The organism is Methanosphaera sp. BMS (genome assembly GCF_003268005.1).
Lineage (GTDB): Archaea > Methanobacteriota > Methanobacteria > Methanobacteriales > Methanobacteriaceae > Methanosphaera.
Window position 1 is genome coordinate 1,722,330 of sequence record NZ_CP014213.1, and the last position, 17,533, is coordinate 1,739,862.

Sequence of the window (17,533 nt, forward strand, 5' to 3'; positions counted from 1 at the left end):
ATAGAATATAATAATATATTAATAAGAAAAATTATTAGAATAGGGATTATATGTTAAGTAAAAAGAAAATGATTTTAATTGGATTGATTATAATCCTCGTAGCAATAGGAGGTTATTTCTTATTCAATTATGCAGAGGGGCAAAAAGCATTTGCCGGTGAACATAATGTCTTAATTCTGTGTGCCGACCCTTCCGAGCCTAGACCGGGTGTTGGAGCAGTAGACATGGCATTTGTAATACAACTGAATAATGGTAAGGTAGGAGAAATTACGAAGGTTTATCCTGGAGGTTTAACACACCCTACTAAAGAACCTAGTGCAAGTATGAGAGCAGAGGGTTTATCCGTGGTTTACCTGCATGACTCTTTGTGGAGTGAAAATCTAACAGAAGGTACTACTACCGCCCAGGAAATCGTGGAATACCATACCGGATTAAAAACAGACATGGTTCTTGTGATGACACCTGAAGCTATTGATGCCTTGGTAAAATCAGTAGGTCCTGTATATTCCAATGGAAAAGAAGTTACCAATGATTCAATTAATTTCTTAAGAGATGATCAGGATCAAGGTGCTACAAGAGGAGATGCAGTCGAGAATTTAGCAGACGGAATTAGGGATGCTGCTTCAAAAAACAATAAAAAACCTGCATTAATACAGGCTGCCATGGATCAATATTCAAAAGGCAATATAAAAGTAGTTCCTGAGGATAAATTTGGACCATTTATATCATATGGTGGTATAAGCAATGTCCTTGGATAAGAAAAAAATAGTGAATCATAATCAGTTTTTAACTGATTAATCTTTTTTTTAGTTGTTATTTTGATAAATTTACTCATTTTTTAGTAATCATCTGACTTCAATACAGCCATTATTTGATTTACCCTTCTTTCATAGGTATGTTTTTTAATTATTTCCTGATTGAATACCGTTTTTTCTTTTAAACAATCGTTTACTAATTCTTTTAATTCCTCTTTGTTTTTATAGGAATGTACCTCATCGGAAAATAGTTCTTCCAATCCATCAATATCATCGGTTATTACGCAACTGCCACACGCTACTGCATCAAAGATTCTGTTTGATACAAATCCTTTCTCACGCATGTCCTCCCAGTGATCATTCAATAGAACATCACATGACGAATACAGCTTTCTTAAGTCCTTGTTGGATACGAAGTCTCCCTTTATATATTTTTCATCGATTAAGTCTTCCCAGTCTGAACCGTATACTGCCAGTTCATGTTCTGTTGGAAGTAAATCATTTAGTATTTTTCGATATACCTTACGTGAATTTCCTACAAATAGTAATTCATGTTTATAATCTTCATTGTAATCAGGATAGAACCTGTTTGTATCTGTACACTGCCACATGCACTCTACCGGAACATCAACCTTTTTGGATAGTTCATCCGTCCACTTCTTAGAGGCTATGAATACATGGTCATATTTAGAGTATTCTTCAAGACTTACCAAGTCCGGATGGGATATGTTCCACATTATATTTTGATGATGCATTTTAGGTTTATATTCGGATAATCCCCTTAAGACCAATACGATATCAGAATTCGAATCTGTGTATCCATCCCATTCTGGAAGTACTTGTAGTTGTACTCCCATGTCCTTTTTAACAAATTCCTTCATCAGTCCCTCTGCCAAATAGAAGTCACCCCATTTATGTACTTCATCCCATGATGGGGCGGGTATCTTTATGGTTATTTTCTTTTTGTTAACATATTCCATTAGTATTTCCTTTAGTCTGTCGGCCCTGTGGGTGTAGGTATGGTTGTTTAATACTATTTCCTGTAATTCCTGTACTTTCTTATCATATGCATCCTCGTTTTCCAGGTAATATCCCAGTAACTTAATTAGTTGATCCTGTGATTGGTATTCAGGTAGCTTTCCATCAAATACCTCATCATTTCCCTTGGATCCGTTGGTAAATACCAATCTGCCACAACTGATAGCGTCAAATACACGACTATTGACGGATCCAAAACCACGAGTAACATGATTGGCATCATCCAACACAATACGACATGATGCGTAAACACCCGGCAAATCACCATAACTGACAAAACCACTGGAATACTTACTCAATGAGGAAACCTTCTCCCAATTGGCACCATACAGCTTAAATGTATAATCACCGACATCTGGATTTAAACAGTCAACAATCTCACGGTCAGCATCCCAATAACTGCCTGTAAAACAGTAATCACATGCAAAATCATCTACAACCGTAACATCACCCTTAAACATGGAAGTATCAGTAGCCAATGGGAACAAGTATGAATTTTTTCCTGTATACTCACTGACAAAGTCACAGGCCAACCTGCTGCTACATAAGACTATATCATACATCATAAAATACGGCATGGATACCCAACGTTCAAACCAGTTTCTAAGCCATGCAACCGTAATCAGTGATGAATTTGCACAGCGGACCTTTCGGAGGTCGTAGCGATCCAACAAGGAAATCAGAACATCCACATCATCATCAACATAATACCAGCTGCGTTGACTTCCACGCTGTGGTAAAAACTTAACAGTCCAACCGAATTGCTCGAATTTACCGGCTAACCCTAATGCGGTGAAATAATCACCTGCCGTGGCCCCTTCACCACATTCTGTAACTACCAGTGCAACGCATAATTTTTGATTTGAATACATGGTGTTTCCATTTAGTTTATCAAGGAATAACTGACGACGAAGCCATGTGTTCCAACGATCTACAAAGACACGCCTATTGTTCAATCGACGATCACGAACTTCACGGCCGCTATCCAACTGTTGTGTACCAAACTCATAGTGATACAGACGGGCACGTCCATCACAGAGAATATCCCGACCATTTCGGACTAGCTTCAAACAAAAGTCCACATCCTCATATCCATAGACGAATGCCTCATCAAATCCACCGACCGATTCAAAATCATCACGACTAACCAATAGACAGGCAGCCGTAACTCCTGCGACAGAAAAAACATCACCGGTAGAGTCATATACTTCCACACCATTTTCACGATTGAATGGACGTATAAAACCCTCTGATTCCTTAAAAATTATTCCATTGTGTTGGACGGAGAATGACTTATCTGCATTTATCGTTGATGAAGAACAGTCAGGGTAAAATAATCTGGCACCCACTGCACCTACATTATCATTAGAAAGAAGTGACTCCATCATGAAATTTAAGAAACCGCTTAGAGGTTCGATGTCATTGTTTAAAAATAACAAGTATTTTCCATTCGCAACTTCCAATGCCTGATTGTTGGCATGTGAAAATGACTCGTTGACATTATTTTCAACACATGTAACCTTGAATTCATTCCAACTTTTTACAAACTCGACCGAATCATCCGTGGAAGCGTTATCAACAACAATAACTTCAAAGTTAGGATAATAATTGCTGACAGCATCCATTGCATTAAATAAACGTTTTAAGTGATTTAAACCGTCACGATTTACTACAATAATAGAAACCAGAGGAGCATCTTCACCAAATGAGGGGATACTGTCCAAATCAATATCTTCAATGATTGAGGATAGTTCCTTCATTTGTTCTTTTGAAACTGTGCGTTTAACATGTACGTCAGTTGAGGTTATATTGTAGAATGATTTTACGAATGAGTCTATTATTATCTTATTTGAATCCAATAATTTGACGAAATGTCTTTTTCCGTCAAGGAAGTTTTCGGGAATTACAAATTCAAAGCGATAGAATGAATCGGAATCATTTTCCGTATTGGATTTTTCATCTATGGATATTGAATCTTCTATAGAGAATTCCTGACGATCGATGACAAGTTTTCCATTGACTTCTTTGTTTGTGTTTGTTGAAAACCAACCTGTTATCAGGTCATCTTCCAATTGGATATTTCCTTTGCTGCCCGTGGTGGGCCTGTTATCTTTTTGACCTTCCTGAATATAGTGAATTAACGGATTTATGGTGTACATGTTAAAATCATCATACTCATTCACATAGAAGTCCGTGTTAAATGAGGTTGATGGATTTCTTTTTTCCTTATATCCAAAGCGAACATAATGTTCAATAGGATGTAGGTTTGAATTTAAAACATCCTCATATTTATCCAGATAAAATGCCTCGTTAAATAAACCTGACTCATGTATCAGTTCCACATCATCCTTGATACTTTCCGGGATGGAGTCCATATCCAAATCGAAGTTTAAGTTTCTTTTTTCGCTTCTACCATATAATGCATAGTGAACAAGTGGATTATAGTTTTCCTTTTTTACATCGGGATTTAAGGATAAGTATCTATTTCCGTCAAAGTTCTTATGTGGTTTATATCCTAACTTTTCTCCTTCGTAGATGTAATGAAGAAGCAAGTCAGTACCATCCTTCAGTATGGCGGGATTGTTATTAATATAATAACCTACATCAAATAGGGATTCTTTCTTGATGATATGACATGCCTTAATGGTTTTTAATGTATTTTTAAATGTACCGAATTTTTTTCTATGTAATAACAAACTAATAGGATAGAATATCGATTCCAACCTTTGTTTGAATGATCTGTAGACGTTGTTTTTATAGTCCATTTCGTATTGTTTTAAAAGTTTGTATTCGTTTGGGTCATGTTCAAGGTAATGAAACATGAATTGTTTTTTGTCCAATAGTTGATTTGTTGCATCATCATATAATTCTACATTATGCAGTACACCATCTTCATATTTTATTGGTACATAAAACTTAAATGATTGTTTATTTCTTTCATATTCAGTATCCAGGGTAGTGTTAACTAGGAAAGACTGGTTATCAATGACTATCTTCAATAAATGTGTTTCATAGTCCGTTGTAGTTATATAACCGACTATTGAATCATTTATCGTGTTGTCCATACTACCTGTTATTAGTTTATTGGAATTCATATAATCACTTTTATTATCGGTACAATATGTTCTAATTATTATTTGATGTGCCTGTTCAGTTAACAGCTATAATTGAGTATATATTTCTTTGATATCTTCCATTATTTCCGATTCGTTTATTTTTGTCAATTCTTTGTTTTCAAGGATTATTTCTCCATCACAGATAACTGTATCCACATCATTTCCTAATGCAGAGTAGACTACATTGGATAATGGATTTCTAAGTGGCAACATGTGAGGAACGTTTACATTCAGTAAGACTATGTCCGCCAATTTGTCTTTTTGTAATTTTCCTGTGTTGAGATTCAACGCTTTTGCACCGTTTTCGGTAGCCATTTTGATTGTTTCGTTTGTAGGTATGACTTTTGGATTTAAGGTATCGACTTTCTGAAGCAGAGGGGTTAATTTCATTTCACTAAACATGTCCAGGTTATTGTTTGAGGATACTCCATCAGTTCCTATTGAAACGTTGATATCATTATCCAGATATTTCTGTATTGGTGCTATTCCTGATGCTAGTTTCATGTTACTGGAAGGGTTATGTGCTATCGATACATTTTTTTCATTTAATATTTTCATTTCTTCATCTGTTGTCCATACTCCATGAGCCGCTATGGTTTTATCATTTAGAAAATCTATGTCATTCAGATATTCGAATGGCGTTTGATTTCTCTGATTTTTTAAGTCGTTAACCTCTTTTTTTGTTTCTGATACATGGATGTGTAGGTTCAAATCATTTTTATTAGCCATTTGTGCGGACTGGCGTAACAACTCTTCGGAACATGTGTATGGTGAATGTGGTGCTACTGCTACTGTTATTCGTTCGTTGGCTGTATTGTGACAATTTTTGATGAGTTTTTTTGTTACGTTTAGTTCGCTTTTTCTTTTTTCATCATCAAATAGGTCAATCATACCATAACCTAGGACTGCTCTTAAACCGGATTCCTCTACTGCTTTGGCTGTTTGTTCCATGAAGAAGTACATGTCGTTAAATGTGGTGGTTCCTGTCTTTATCATCTCGGCCATTGCCAGTCTTGAGGCAGAATACACAAGTTCATCCGTAAGTTTAGCCTCTTTAGGCCATATATACTCATTTAGCCATGTCTGTAACTCTTGATCATCACCTACACCACGAAGTAATGTCATTGCAACATGAGTATGGGTGTTTACAAGACCGGGCATTGCAATCTTATCTTCTGCATCAATAACTATCTCTGCATCATTGTCGGATAGTTTTGTGCTGATTTCTTCAATTTTATTATCTACTAGTAATATTGATTCTTTTTTTATAGAATCTGATAGGATATATGGATTTTTAATTAGAATAGTATTTGTTTGGCTCATGATATCACAAATATTTTTTATTATCTATATATATTTTTATTATTTCTTTTTAAAAATCCTAATGGTTTACACTTGAGAAAAAATGTGTGAAAATATAAAAATTGAGAAAAATCACATAATCAAGAAAAATCAATGAAAAAAATTTAACTGATTATTTCTATTTATGAACTTATAATTAACACGCATCATTATCATAGAACATGGGATTCATAATAAAAAAAAAACAATAGTAAACTATAATCTAGAAGATTTAATGTAATTAAAAAATAGATAGTCCTTTATAGCCTGTTACAATAATTAAATATTGTTTAGCATTAATAATTTCCATAATCTATTTATTAATCTTTTTTTAAAGAAATTTAAGTATTTGTTAGATAAGAATATATAGAATGACGAAAAATATAATATTATAATAAATTAGGAGTGAAAATGAGATGACATACAACCCACCATCAGATGTTATGATTTATGATACCACCCTAAGAGACGGTGAACAAACACCTGGTGTAACTATAACAACTGATGAAAAAATAATAGTAGCAGAAAAATTAGATAAACTCGGTGTTGATGTTATAGAATTGGGTTTCCCTGCAGCATCACCCGGTGAACAACAGACATTTAAAGAGGTCGCCAAATTAGGATTAGATGCTCAGATAAGTGGACTTGCAAGATCTTTAACTCAGGACATCGACAAAGCTATAGATTCTGATGCAGATTACATCCACACATTCATAGGAACATCCCCACTCCATAGGGATTATAAACTAAAAATGAGTAAAGAGGAAATTCTTGAAAAGGCTGTAAGCGGTGTGGAATATGTTAAAGACCATGGAATTACTGCAGAATTTTCTTGTGAAGATGCAACCAGAACAGAACTCGACTACTTAAAAGAGGTATTTGGTGCCGTTCAGGATGCAAAAGTTGATAAAATCAACGTACCCGATACGGTTGGAGTAACAATACCAATTAAAATGAACGAATTAATAGCAAACCTTAAGGAAGTTATCCATGTACCTATAAGTGTACATTGTCATAATGATTTTGGTTTAGCCGTTGCAAACACATTAGCGGGTATTGAAGCAGGTGCTAAACAAGCACAATGTACCATTAACGGTCTGGGAGAAAGAGCAGGAAACGCTTCCCTTGAGGAAATTGTAATGGCACTGCACAAGGCATACAACATCAATACAAACATCAATACTAAACTGTTATACAGCACGTCCGAGACTGTTTCAAGAATATCCGGTGTAAAAATGCCTCCAAACAAAGCAATCATTGGAGAAAATGCATTTGCTCACGAAGCGGGTATCCACGTTCAGGGAGTGCTTGAAAAGAGTGAAACATATGAAGCATTTAAACCTGAAGAGGTCGGCCATACCAGAAGAATTGTTTTAGGTAAATTAACTGGTGCCAATGCCATCAAGTCAAAACTGGAAGAGTATGACATTAACCTAGAAGATGAACAATTTGACCAATTATTCCAAAAAGTCAAAGCATTAGGTGATTCGGGTAAGACCATTACTGATGTTGACTTTAGATCACTTGCAGAATCCATCCAAGGAAAACCTACAGAAGAAAAAGTAAAACTGCTTGGAATTAGTGTAATGACCGGAGACCATGTATTACCAACGGCTTCCGTAAAACTTGACTTAGATGGAGAAATTAAATCATGTGCCCATATTGGTGTTGGACCAGTGGATGCGGCACTTAGTGCAATTCAATCATTAATCAAGGAACTAGTAGACATTACCCTGGAAGAGTACCACATTGAAGCAATAACCGGAGGTACAAATGCTTTAGGTGAAGTTATTGTAAAAACAGGGGATGAACAGGGCAATAAGGTTACCGGTAGATCCACCGATGAGGATATTGTAAAAGCTAGTGTAGAAGCAATAATAAGTTCAGTTAACAAATTACTAATGTTACGAAAATAAACATCAAATAATCAATTACAAGTATAATTGAGTAATTTTTATGTAATATTGAATAAAATAATAGTTATTATAATTAATAGATAATATTAAATAGGATAATAGACATAAATTTTAATAACTATTTAATTATAGTTTAGATGAAACGGAGGATACAAAAATGCCAGAAGAAAATATAGTATACATAGGAAATAAACCAGTAATGAACTACGTATTAGCCGTAGTTACACAAATGAACAGCGGAGTTTCAGAAGTTGTATTAAAAGCAAGAGGTCGTGCAATTAGCAGAGCCGTAGATGTTGCTGAAATTGTAAGAAACAGATTCATATCTGATGTTGATGTAAGTAACATTGAAATCAGTACCGAAGAAATTGTTGGAAACGAAGGAACATCATCCAACGTATCCGCAATTGAAATAAAACTCAGCAAATAAAACTATAATATCGGTTAGAAAATATTTTGATATTTTCTAAAACCTTATTTTTTTAAAATCTTTTTTTTAAGCCCCTATTATTTTTCATTAAATTAATCAAAGTCCATACTTAAACTTTTATCATTCCAATCTATGCAATAAACTATTTCATCGAGAATTATCTCCAAAAAAATTATTCAATTTATGTGCTAAAAAAGGCTTATTTTAAAAATAGACTACAATATAATCATTGTTTCTAAAAAATAAAAATTTATATTGATAAAATAAAAAAAAGTGGTAAAAAAAGTTTCATCTTTTTCTACGATTGTACAAAATCTTTGCAGCTACTGCAACAGCACCCAATGCTATTATACCAGCAAGTATATAATAGGTGTAAACGCTTGTCGGTCCAACCTTTTGATCTGTATTCAAGGAATACACATTCCCATCTTCAGATACGAAAAATAGTGAACCTCCACTACTTATTAATGAAGATGATATCGGACTGGCCATTTCCCCAACATATCCAGGATTATAGGACCATACCTCATTTCCCGTGAATTTATTTAACATTACAACCTGACCAGATGATGTTCCGACGGCAATGTTATTACCGAATAACGTTGGAGTGGAGGTTATCTTGTTTGCAATACCTTTATCCCATTTTTTAAGTCCATCCCTCAAATCCAATGCAAATAATTTACCTTTCTGTGTAGCTACATATAATGTGGATTGTCTGTGATCTATTACAATGGATGATGATACCTTTGATTCTGCATTAAAGGTCCATGACTCCGAACCGTCCTCAATATTTAATGCATAAACCTGATTGTCATCAGAGCCAACATAAACCTTATCATCATAGACTGCCGGTGAAGAACGGATGTTATCTCCAGCCGTAAAGCTCCACTTTAAAGAACCGTCATTAACGTCTATAGCATATAACTTATCATCATCAGAGCCCACATACAACACGTCATCGACCACTACAGGTGATGATTTTACACTGTCATCAGTCTTAAACTGCCAGGTTTCATTTCCAGAATCCCTATCGATAGCATATATGATTCCATCATCTGAGCCCACATAAACGTTATTTTCATCAACTGCAGGGGAGGATTTAATGGCGGAACCTGTTTTATACTTCCAATTGTTTGAACCGTCATGAATATTGTTGGAATAGATATATCCATCATTTGATGCTATGAATATATCATCACCAGCTATTGCAGGTGTTGATTCTATAGCACTTTTAATATCATAATCCCAGGATTTATCCCCATCTTGAGCATCCAATGCCTTGATTTGACCATCCATTGTTGATACGATTACTTTATCATTGTATAATATTGGTGAAGCAAGTACCTGACTGTCCACGTTTGTTGTCCAGGTTTGTGTTGAAAAGGACGTATCCTGTATTACATAACCCGTATGTCTTGGATTGTTTTGATACATAATCCAGTCTGATGCGGACAGACAGTTAAATGAGCTTATTAATATACAGAACAATACAAGAAGTATTGTCAGTTTCTTCATATTACTTTTCATCATTAAACCTCCTAAATATCCCTATTGAATCTCATAACACCTACTGCAAAAAACAGCAGTGTGAATAACAGCAGTATTAACAAGTCATATGCCACTATATCGAAGCTTGCTCCCTGTAGCATTACCGCCCGTAATGCATCATTCGCGTATGTTAATGGCATGAAGTATGCAATCTTCTGAAGAATCCATGGCATTGTTTCTGTTGGGAAGAATACTCCACATATAAACATCATAGGCATTACTACCGGCAGTATTATTTGAATATAATCTTCCTGTGTTTTGGCTGTTGCTGAAAACATCATTCCAAATCCTACAAAACATAATGTGGAAATCAACAATACTAAAAACAATAGCAGTATGTTTCCATTTATTACAACATTAAATAATAATACCGCCACGACAATCAGTAGGATTGTTCTTATCATTTCACGCAATAGCTGTGAAATAATTTTTCCACCTATTACTGTGGATACACTTGTTGGTGTCATGAACAGTCTTGCCAATTCCCCCCGTTCACGTTCTCCGGCTATTGAATTTCCCATTGTCATCATTGCAGACATGGATATTGTCATTGCAAGAACACCGGGCAGTAAGAAGTCTATGTATTTAATGTCACCATAGATTTTGTTTACCTGTAATTTAATTGCCTGTGCAGTCCGAGTCAATGCATTCATATTTTGATAGGATGATGCCATCTCTTCCATCCTTACCTGTTCTGATAGAGAAGCAAATACCTTCTGGGTTGTTGGAACAAGTGTTTGTGTTGTTAATTGATCTGAGGAATCTATATAAAGAACCGCACTTCTTGAATCGCTATCCTCAAAATTGCTCGACAATATTATTGCCGCTTTTACCTCACCTTTATCGACCTTTTGTTTAGCCTTATCGGCATCATCGATAATGTCCTTAACATCATATGTCGTATCAGATTTTATAGTATTTATCGCTTCATCGGTTATGTGTCCGGAGGTCTGTTTGACTATTATAACGGGGGTATTTTCTACCGTTCCACCCATTCCCCATCCACACAATGCTACCATCACTACCGGAAACAGTATTAAGGAGACGAATTGAACTTTATGTCTCCATAATGTTAAGAGATCTTTTTTAATCATCCATTTGAATTTATTGAATTCCATTATTTAATCCCCTTTCTTTTTTTAGCCGTTATTGCTACAAAAACATCTTCCAATGTTGGATCGTTAGTCTTTATGGAAGCTATGTTACCATCATTTTTTAGAATTGCCGTGACCACATCGTTGACTGACGTTTCAGAACGTTTTAGGTTGATGTTTAATCTTCCCTCTCCAATGTGTGAGACATCCCTTACAACATCCAAGTTTTCCAGTGCATTGATCATGTCAACATTGATATGGGATACCATCACGGTAATGAGTTCATCTTCACTTGTCAATGATGATTTAAGCTGGTTTATCTCTTCCAGGTTTTCATCATTGCCCTCCTGTTCCAATTCCAATATCATCTGTCTTATGTGGTTGTTGTTTTCTTCCTTGTTTTTAAGCAGCTGATCTTTCAGTCCCTGTGGAGTATTATTTGCCACAACCTTTCCTGAATCTATGATATTTATGGTATCACAGATTTTATCCACCTCATACATGTCATGTGAACAGAGTATGATTGAACGTCCTTCCTGGTTTAGTTCCACCATCAAATCCCATAATACCCTTTTTGTAGTTGGATCTAGTCCTACTGTCGGCTCATCCAGAAACAAAACATCAGGACTATGTACCAAACTTGCCACTACCGATGTTTTTTGTTGCATTCCACCTGATAACTGTTTTACATATTTATCTTCGGCATATTTTATATCAACCAATTCCAGCAGGTCATCTATCTTTTTATCTTTGATTTTTTGATCTACATTATAGAAATCAGCACATAACTCTACATTTTCACGTACTGTCAAATCCTGATATAAACTCACCAATTGCGGAACCATACCTATATGGTTTCTTACCTCATTGGCCTGAGTAGTCACGTCAAATCCTGCAACTGTTGCTTGCCCACTAGTTTTTGGTATGAGGCAGGTCAACATTTTTATTGTGGTCGTTTTTCCGGCACCATTCGGTCCCAATATCCCACCGATTGTTTTATCTTCAATAAACAAGTCCAAATTATCCACTGCCTTAAAACCGTTGTCATATACCTTTACCAGGTCATGAGTTTCTATAGCGTACTTCATCCAACATCACCTCCTTTTAAATTAAATGTTTTTTCATTAAACATCATGTCATCCATAAAGGATATCAGATAATCATTATGAGGTTTTGATTTGATGCACTGCTTTAATGAGTTTAACATCATTATGCCCTCATCGGTTATCTCATACATCTTTACTTCATTTTTTCCATTTAATTCCATTGAGCTTTTTATAAGTCCCTCCTTTTCTAATGAATGTAATATGGGATATACTGTACTTCCATGTATTACTTTCTTATTAGATAATGAGGAGATTGACTCGTTTAGTTTGGATATTATACCATAACCGTGAATCTTTTTTTGACTTATAATCCACAACAGGAATACATTTCGCACACCTTTCAATAGTGCTTTTTCAAAGTTAGAATTATCCTGATAGTTTAAACCAGATTTATTATCATCATCCTCTTCCAAAAAAATAATCCCCCTTTATAATGTTATGATAATTACATATGTATAAAATATTATATGTATAAAATAATATATATAAAAAATTATATATATAATTTTTTAATAGGCCACCTTTGTCAAAAAATCCTTGAAAAAAAGTGGACATTTGCCATTAAAATTCATAATGGATATCCAAATATGTTTTAAAGAAAAAATATTAATCATACATCTATCAAATATATTCAACAGTAATATGAGAAAGACCTTAAAAAAGGATGTTGTGTTCTATGACAAGTAAAGTTTTCTTTATGAGAATAACAGATGATGATGAAGATAAAGATAATGCGGCAAAATTAAATAAATTGTTTGACAAATCAGATTTCATAAACAATCTTGAGGAAGATGATAAGATAGCCATTAAGACTCATTTTGGTGAAAGAGGAAACAACACTTATCTAAATCCCGCGTTTTCACGGAAGATAGTGGATATATTGGAGCCGGCAAACGTGAAGGCATTTTTGACGGATACCAACACATTATACCATCATTATAGAACAAATAGTGTGGATCATTTGGAAACTGCAAACAGGCATGGATACACCTATTCTGTGTTGAACGCACCTGTAATTATAGCCGATGGGTTAAATGGAAATAATGAGGTTGAAGTTGAAATCGACCAGGATCTATTCAAAAAGGTAAAAATTGCGGGAGACATTTATGAAAGTGACGGGTTGATTGTATTAAGTCATTTTAAAGGCCACTGCATGTGCGGATTCGGTGGTGCTATTAAAAACTTGGCCATGGGATGTGCTTCAAGAAACGGTAAGAAAGATCAGCACAAATTAGTAAAACCAATAATTTCAAAAGTCAGATGTCTTGCATGTAAAGTATGTGAACAGATGTGTCCTGAAGAGGCAATTACCGTTACATCACATGCCATAATTGATAGCACAAAATGTATCGGATGTAATGATTGCATTGATGTTTGTCCTGCACATATCATTAAATTAAATAGATTAAACAGTGATGAATTTTGCAAAGCCCTAGCCGAATATGCCCTTGGCAGCATCATAAATAAAAAATTTAATAAAGTAGTTTATATAAACTTTTTAACAAACATCACTCCTGATTGTGATTGTAATAACTTCGAACAAAATAAAATGATTGACGATATAGGAATCTTGCTTAGCTATGATCCTGTTGCCATTGACAAAGCATCATATGATTTGGTTAACAGACAGGAACATGGCTTGGATTCACTATTCGACTCAGATTATGTTTCGGGTGAGGATAAATTTAAGAGATTGTATAGAAATATTGACTCCACAATTCAACTTAAAGAAGCAGAAAAGTTAAGACTCGGAACACAAGATTATGAATTAATAGAAGTAATGTGATAATATGAAAGAAATTGAAGAAATAAATGAGAAATTAGAACAACATAATTACATATCTAATGATCAAATCAATACAACACTATTCTTAGCATTCGCCCTGAAAAAACCCATATTGATTGAAGGTCCACCTGGTACCGGTAAGACCGAACTTGCAAAGACAATTGCAGAATGTTTTGATAGAGATTTCTTCAGAATCCAATGTTATGAAGGAATTACTTTTGAACAGGTTGTTGGAGAATGGAATTATCAGAAACAACTGTTATATCTGGAGTTGGCCAGAGAAAATAAAGAGGACATGACAATATTTTCAAATGAATTCTTTATACAAAGACCGTTGTTAACGGCTTTCAGTAACCCGAAAGATTCCGTTTTACTTATTGATGAAATAGACAAGGCAGATGAAGAATTGGAAAGTTTTTTATTACAGGCTTTGGGGGAAAAAGAGATAACCGTTAATGATTTGGATACTTTTGAATTGAAAAATGATTTGATTGTAGTGTTAACATCAAATGCACAAAGATCTTTACTTGATGAAACCAAGGACAGGTGTTTGTATTTATACATTGATTATCCTGAATATGACAGGGAAATAAATATTGTTAACAAGAGAGTTCCCCTTGCACAGGAAAATTTGGTAACTGAAATTGTTGAAAAAACTCAGAAAATCAGAAAACTGGATTTGAGTAAGAAACCTTCAATAAGGGCTACCGTTGATTGGGTCGAATCACTTATAGCATTAAATCAGATACCTCCAACCAGGGAAGCTCTTGAAAATACATTAAACGTTATTGCAAAAAATGAGGATGATAAGGAAAAAATCATCAAGGAAGTTTTAAATAGAATAATGTAATAGATTCTCATTATTTTATTAATTTTTCCTAACTTTCTTTTTTTACGACGTCAATCACCATATCTATAGATGAAATTACATAATCTGCCTGTGATACCAATCGTTTTGGCAGCAACTCTTTTTGTTGTAATGTTAAAATTCCAGTATCCGCTTTTTTTATAGCCAATATATCGTTTGTATGATTTCCCACCATATATACATAGTATCCTTCTTTCTGTAACTTTTCAACAACTGACTCCTTGCAGTTGACATTACAAGTACTGTAAATATTGTTTTTAGCTATCTTTAAAATGGATGCTATTTGGTTAAGTGAATGTTTATTGTCACCTGAAGCTATGTATATTTCAAAACCTTCGTCTTTCAAATAATTTATCACGTCTGATGTATATTTGAATAACAAACCACCGGCAGTATAGACATAAGTAATGATTCCGCTTTGACTATCTACGATTAATGCTGCACCACTTATTACTCGGACATCCCTAGTAAGCAAAACCTCATATGTCTCGAGGATATCTCTTATTTTTGCATCATCCTGTAATACGTCCAGTAACTCTTCATTGCTGACTTTTATCTGAGAGTAAGCTATTTCAAATGAAGAGTTAAATTTAAGCATATACTCTTTTATGGACATATCAGCATAGTCATATAATTCATCAACGGGTGTTTGAAATACAACTATAATATTTTTATCATTTTTATTCGTGATCCCTATAGTATCCGTATTGAAAAATACTTTTTTTGTAGACATGTCCTTTATAACGTTTTTACGTTCAAGAATTGTACCTGCATTATCAAAAACTATGGCTTTCATAACAACACTTTATAATTAAATCAAAAAAAATAACGGGGGAGAAAAATGAATAATTTATAAACTGACCGCATCTTCCCCTTCGATGTATAACATTTTATCATATGAAAATACTTTTGAAGGACAGATTCTTTCACATCTTAAACATGCACTACCGTTACAGTAATCAGAACGGATGGTGATTACACCGTCTTCAACTTTTAAAGCACTTTCTGGACATTCATTTTCACAGGCCTTACAGCTGATACATCCATCCATTTCTGCAGTAAGTTTTGTACCGACTTCTTCAATAATGGATAAACCGTTTCTACCAATATCCGGAATATCACTTTCATATATTCTGTGTATTTCTGGGTCTTCTTCAAGTTCAGGTACATTACCGTATCCGTAACTTTCCAGCCATTCATCATATTTCCACATTGGCATGTTTTGTTCACATACCGCTAATTCCAGACCATATATTTTTTCAAATATTTCAGATGTAGCAAGTGTTATGTGATTTCCCTGCATTCCATCTGCTACTTCCTGTAATTCCTGCAACAGGTCAGGGTTTTCAACGATATCTCTAGCCATAGCAAGGGATGTGTTACCTATCTGATAAATTTCCCATGAACATGCAGGTATTTGACCTACTGTTAAAGATTTGAGAGGGTCTACATAGAAACCGGATGCTCCTGCCATGTAAACAGCGTCAATATCTTCAATATCAATATCTGCTTCCACACATAATGTGAAGTGTGCTGCTCTGAAAGCTCCTAATGCCTTACCTATTTCGGTCATGTCTTTTTCTGATAAGTAAACTCCATCTTCTAAGTTGATTTTGTCGTTTGGTGTTTGGATATCGGGTATTGAAATCAATCCTTGTTCCGTTCCTAAACTGTATGATGAAATTACACCGGTACCTGTAATACCTTTAGCTTTGGTATCGGTAGTTCTTGTTTGTTTAACATCCCCTGTGGAAACATCCATCAAATCTCCGGATTCTACTTTCAATTCACTGTTTAGAACTTCTATTTGCCAGTCGTCACCTACAGCCGTTACGTCACAGATAGCTCCAGGAGATGCTAACATACCACATTCAATAGCTTGTCCTTCCATAGCAGGACCTGCTGCTGCTGAACATGAGAATATTTCACCATCAATTACCAATGCAATTTCAGCGTTTGTACCGAAGTCTGAAACCAGGTAGATACCTTCTTTGTTTACCACATCAGATTTTACTAACATAGCAAGTGCATCTGCACCTATTTCGTGTTTAATTGCAGGTGGTATGAATACATCTGCATCAGGGTTAATGTCCAAATCAACATCTGCAGGTTTAAGAATTTGTGAATTTCTTTTTGGAGGTTCTATGTTTAACCTTTCCATTGCATTTGTACCCCAGAATGCTAAATCCCTTATTTCAATATTTTGGAATAGGGATAACTGTATAGGGTTACCACAGACTGCAAATCTTTGAACTTTTGATTTGTCAATTCCTAATTGATCAACTACTTTATTTACAGCTTCAAGCATTAATTGGTGTGCTTGTTCAGCACCCACGTTAACTGCAAAGTGTAAATGGTCCATTACGTTTGCACCAGGAAGTGGATGTCTTAATGTTACAGTTGTGGAAATTGTACTGTTATCTGCCATGTCAATTGCTTGAGCACGAATACCACTAGTTCCAATATCCATTGCTATTGCATATTCTTCTGCCATATAAATCACTTTATTAATTATACTCCAATTTTACATTTAAT

The 17,533-nt window shown here is 34.8% G+C and carries 13 protein-coding genes; 5 read left to right on the forward strand and 8 right to left on the reverse strand.

Annotated elements, in window-relative coordinates; genetic code table 11:
• The first annotated feature begins 50 nt into the window (after window positions 1-50).
• The gene (locus tag AW729_RS06180) at window positions 51-758 is read left to right on the forward strand and encodes a DUF4012 domain-containing protein (RefSeq protein ID WP_112124287.1); all 708 of its coding nucleotides are present in this window, start codon (window positions 51-53) and stop codon (window positions 756-758) included.
• An 80-nt stretch (window positions 759-838) separates the two neighbouring features.
• Here AW729_RS06180 and AW729_RS06185 read toward each other — a convergent pair whose 3' ends face one another.
• Window positions 839-4,888 (reverse strand): glycosyltransferase, encoded by a 4,050-nt coding sequence (locus AW729_RS06185; protein ID WP_112124288.1) that lies wholly within the window; start codon window positions 4,886-4,888, stop codon window positions 839-841.
• 66 nt (window positions 4,889-4,954) lie between these two features.
• Window positions 4,955-6,232 carry an amidohydrolase family protein gene (locus tag AW729_RS06190; protein WP_112124289.1) on the reverse strand — a complete coding sequence of 426 codons (1,278 nt, stop codon included), beginning with the start codon at window positions 6,230-6,232 and terminating at the stop codon, window positions 4,955-4,957.
• A gap of 434 nt (window positions 6,233-6,666) precedes the next feature.
• On the opposite strand from AW729_RS06190, the gene AW729_RS06195 reads away from it, so the two are divergent.
• Entirely contained in the window at window positions 6,667-8,166 is a 1,500-nt protein-coding gene (locus AW729_RS06195) for a 2-isopropylmalate synthase (RefSeq protein ID WP_112124290.1), read from the forward strand.
• A 157-nt stretch (window positions 8,167-8,323) separates the two neighbouring features.
• Window positions 8,324-8,596 (forward strand): DNA-binding protein Alba, encoded by a 273-nt coding sequence (albA, locus tag AW729_RS06200; protein ID WP_112124291.1) that lies wholly within the window; start codon window positions 8,324-8,326, stop codon window positions 8,594-8,596.
• Between the two features lie 288 nt (window positions 8,597-8,884).
• Here the strand turns inward: albA and AW729_RS06205 are convergent, their stop codons facing one another.
• Genes AW729_RS06205 through AW729_RS06220 form a run of 4 tightly spaced genes read right to left on the reverse strand, consistent with a single transcriptional unit; the run spans window position 8,885 to window position 12,757 of the window.
• A complete protein-coding gene (locus tag AW729_RS06205; protein ID WP_162685823.1) occupies window positions 8,885-10,123 on the reverse strand; it encodes a PQQ-binding-like beta-propeller repeat protein in 1,239 nt (412 codons plus the stop codon).
• An 11-nt stretch (window positions 10,124-10,134) separates the two neighbouring features.
• Window positions 10,135-11,265, reverse strand: a complete 1,131-nt coding sequence (locus tag AW729_RS06210; RefSeq protein WP_112124293.1) for an ABC transporter permease — start codon at window positions 11,263-11,265, stop codon at window positions 10,135-10,137.
• Window positions 11,262-12,326 carry an ATP-binding cassette domain-containing protein gene (locus tag AW729_RS06215; protein WP_112124294.1) on the reverse strand — a complete coding sequence of 355 codons (1,065 nt, stop codon included), beginning with the start codon at window positions 12,324-12,326 and terminating at the stop codon, window positions 11,262-11,264. The genes AW729_RS06210 and AW729_RS06215 overlap by 4 nt, the downstream gene beginning before the upstream one ends.
• Window positions 12,323-12,757, reverse strand: coding sequence for a PadR family transcriptional regulator (locus tag AW729_RS06220; RefSeq protein ID WP_162685824.1), 435 nt, complete (start codon window positions 12,755-12,757; stop codon window positions 12,323-12,325). The genes AW729_RS06215 and AW729_RS06220 overlap by 4 nt, the downstream gene beginning before the upstream one ends.
• Window positions 12,758-13,020: 263 nt before the next feature.
• Between AW729_RS06220 and AW729_RS06225 the strand changes: the two genes are divergently transcribed.
• A complete protein-coding gene (locus AW729_RS06225; protein ID WP_112124296.1) occupies window positions 13,021-14,130 on the forward strand; it encodes a DUF362 domain-containing protein in 1,110 nt (369 codons plus the stop codon).
• Window positions 14,131-14,134: 4 nt separating this feature from the next.
• Window positions 14,135-14,980, forward strand: a complete 846-nt coding sequence (locus tag AW729_RS06230) for a MoxR family ATPase (protein ID WP_112124297.1) — start codon at window positions 14,135-14,137, stop codon at window positions 14,978-14,980.
• Window positions 14,981-15,008: 28 nt separating this feature from the next.
• Here AW729_RS06230 and AW729_RS06235 read toward each other — a convergent pair whose 3' ends face one another.
• On the reverse strand, window positions 15,009-15,794 hold the full coding sequence (locus AW729_RS06235; protein WP_112124298.1) for an HAD family hydrolase: 786 nt from the start codon (window positions 15,792-15,794) through the stop codon (window positions 15,009-15,011).
• Between the two features lie 54 nt (window positions 15,795-15,848).
• On the reverse strand, window positions 15,849-17,492 hold the full coding sequence (locus AW729_RS06240) for a methylamine methyltransferase corrinoid protein reductive activase (protein ID WP_112124299.1): 1,644 nt from the start codon (window positions 17,490-17,492) through the stop codon (window positions 15,849-15,851).
• Window positions 17,493-17,533 lie beyond the last annotated feature (41 nt).

Excerpts from the sequence above, each read along its gene's own strand:
- AW729_RS06180 (WP_112124287.1), top strand. The coding sequence starts at position 51 with ATGTTAAGTAAAAAGAAAATGATTTTAATTGGATTGATTATAATCCTC.
- AW729_RS06205 (WP_162685823.1), bottom strand. The coding sequence starts at position 10,123 with ATGAAAAGTAATATGAAGAAACTGACAATACTTCTTGTATTGTTCTGT.
- AW729_RS06225 (WP_112124296.1), top strand. The coding sequence starts at position 13,021 with ATGACAAGTAAAGTTTTCTTTATGAGAATAACAGATGATGATGAAGAT.
- AW729_RS06190 (WP_112124289.1), bottom strand. The coding sequence starts at position 6,232 with ATGAGCCAAACAAATACTATTCTAATTAAAAATCCATATATCCTATCA.
- albA (WP_112124291.1), top strand. The coding sequence starts at position 8,324 with ATGCCAGAAGAAAATATAGTATACATAGGAAATAAACCAGTAATGAAC.
- AW729_RS06195 (WP_112124290.1), top strand. The coding sequence starts at position 6,667 with ATGACATACAACCCACCATCAGATGTTATGATTTATGATACCACCCTA.
- AW729_RS06230 (WP_112124297.1), top strand. The coding sequence starts at position 14,135 with ATGAAAGAAATTGAAGAAATAAATGAGAAATTAGAACAACATAATTAC.
- AW729_RS06185 (WP_112124288.1), bottom strand. The coding sequence starts at position 4,888 with ATGAATTCCAATAAACTAATAACAGGTAGTATGGACAACACGATAAAT.
- AW729_RS06240 (WP_112124299.1), bottom strand. The coding sequence starts at position 17,492 with ATGGCAGAAGAATATGCAATAGCAATGGATATTGGAACTAGTGGTATT.
- AW729_RS06215 (WP_112124294.1), bottom strand. The coding sequence starts at position 12,326 with ATGAAGTACGCTATAGAAACTCATGACCTGGTAAAGGTATATGACAAC.
- AW729_RS06235 (WP_112124298.1), bottom strand. The coding sequence starts at position 15,794 with ATGAAAGCCATAGTTTTTGATAATGCAGGTACAATTCTTGAACGTAAA.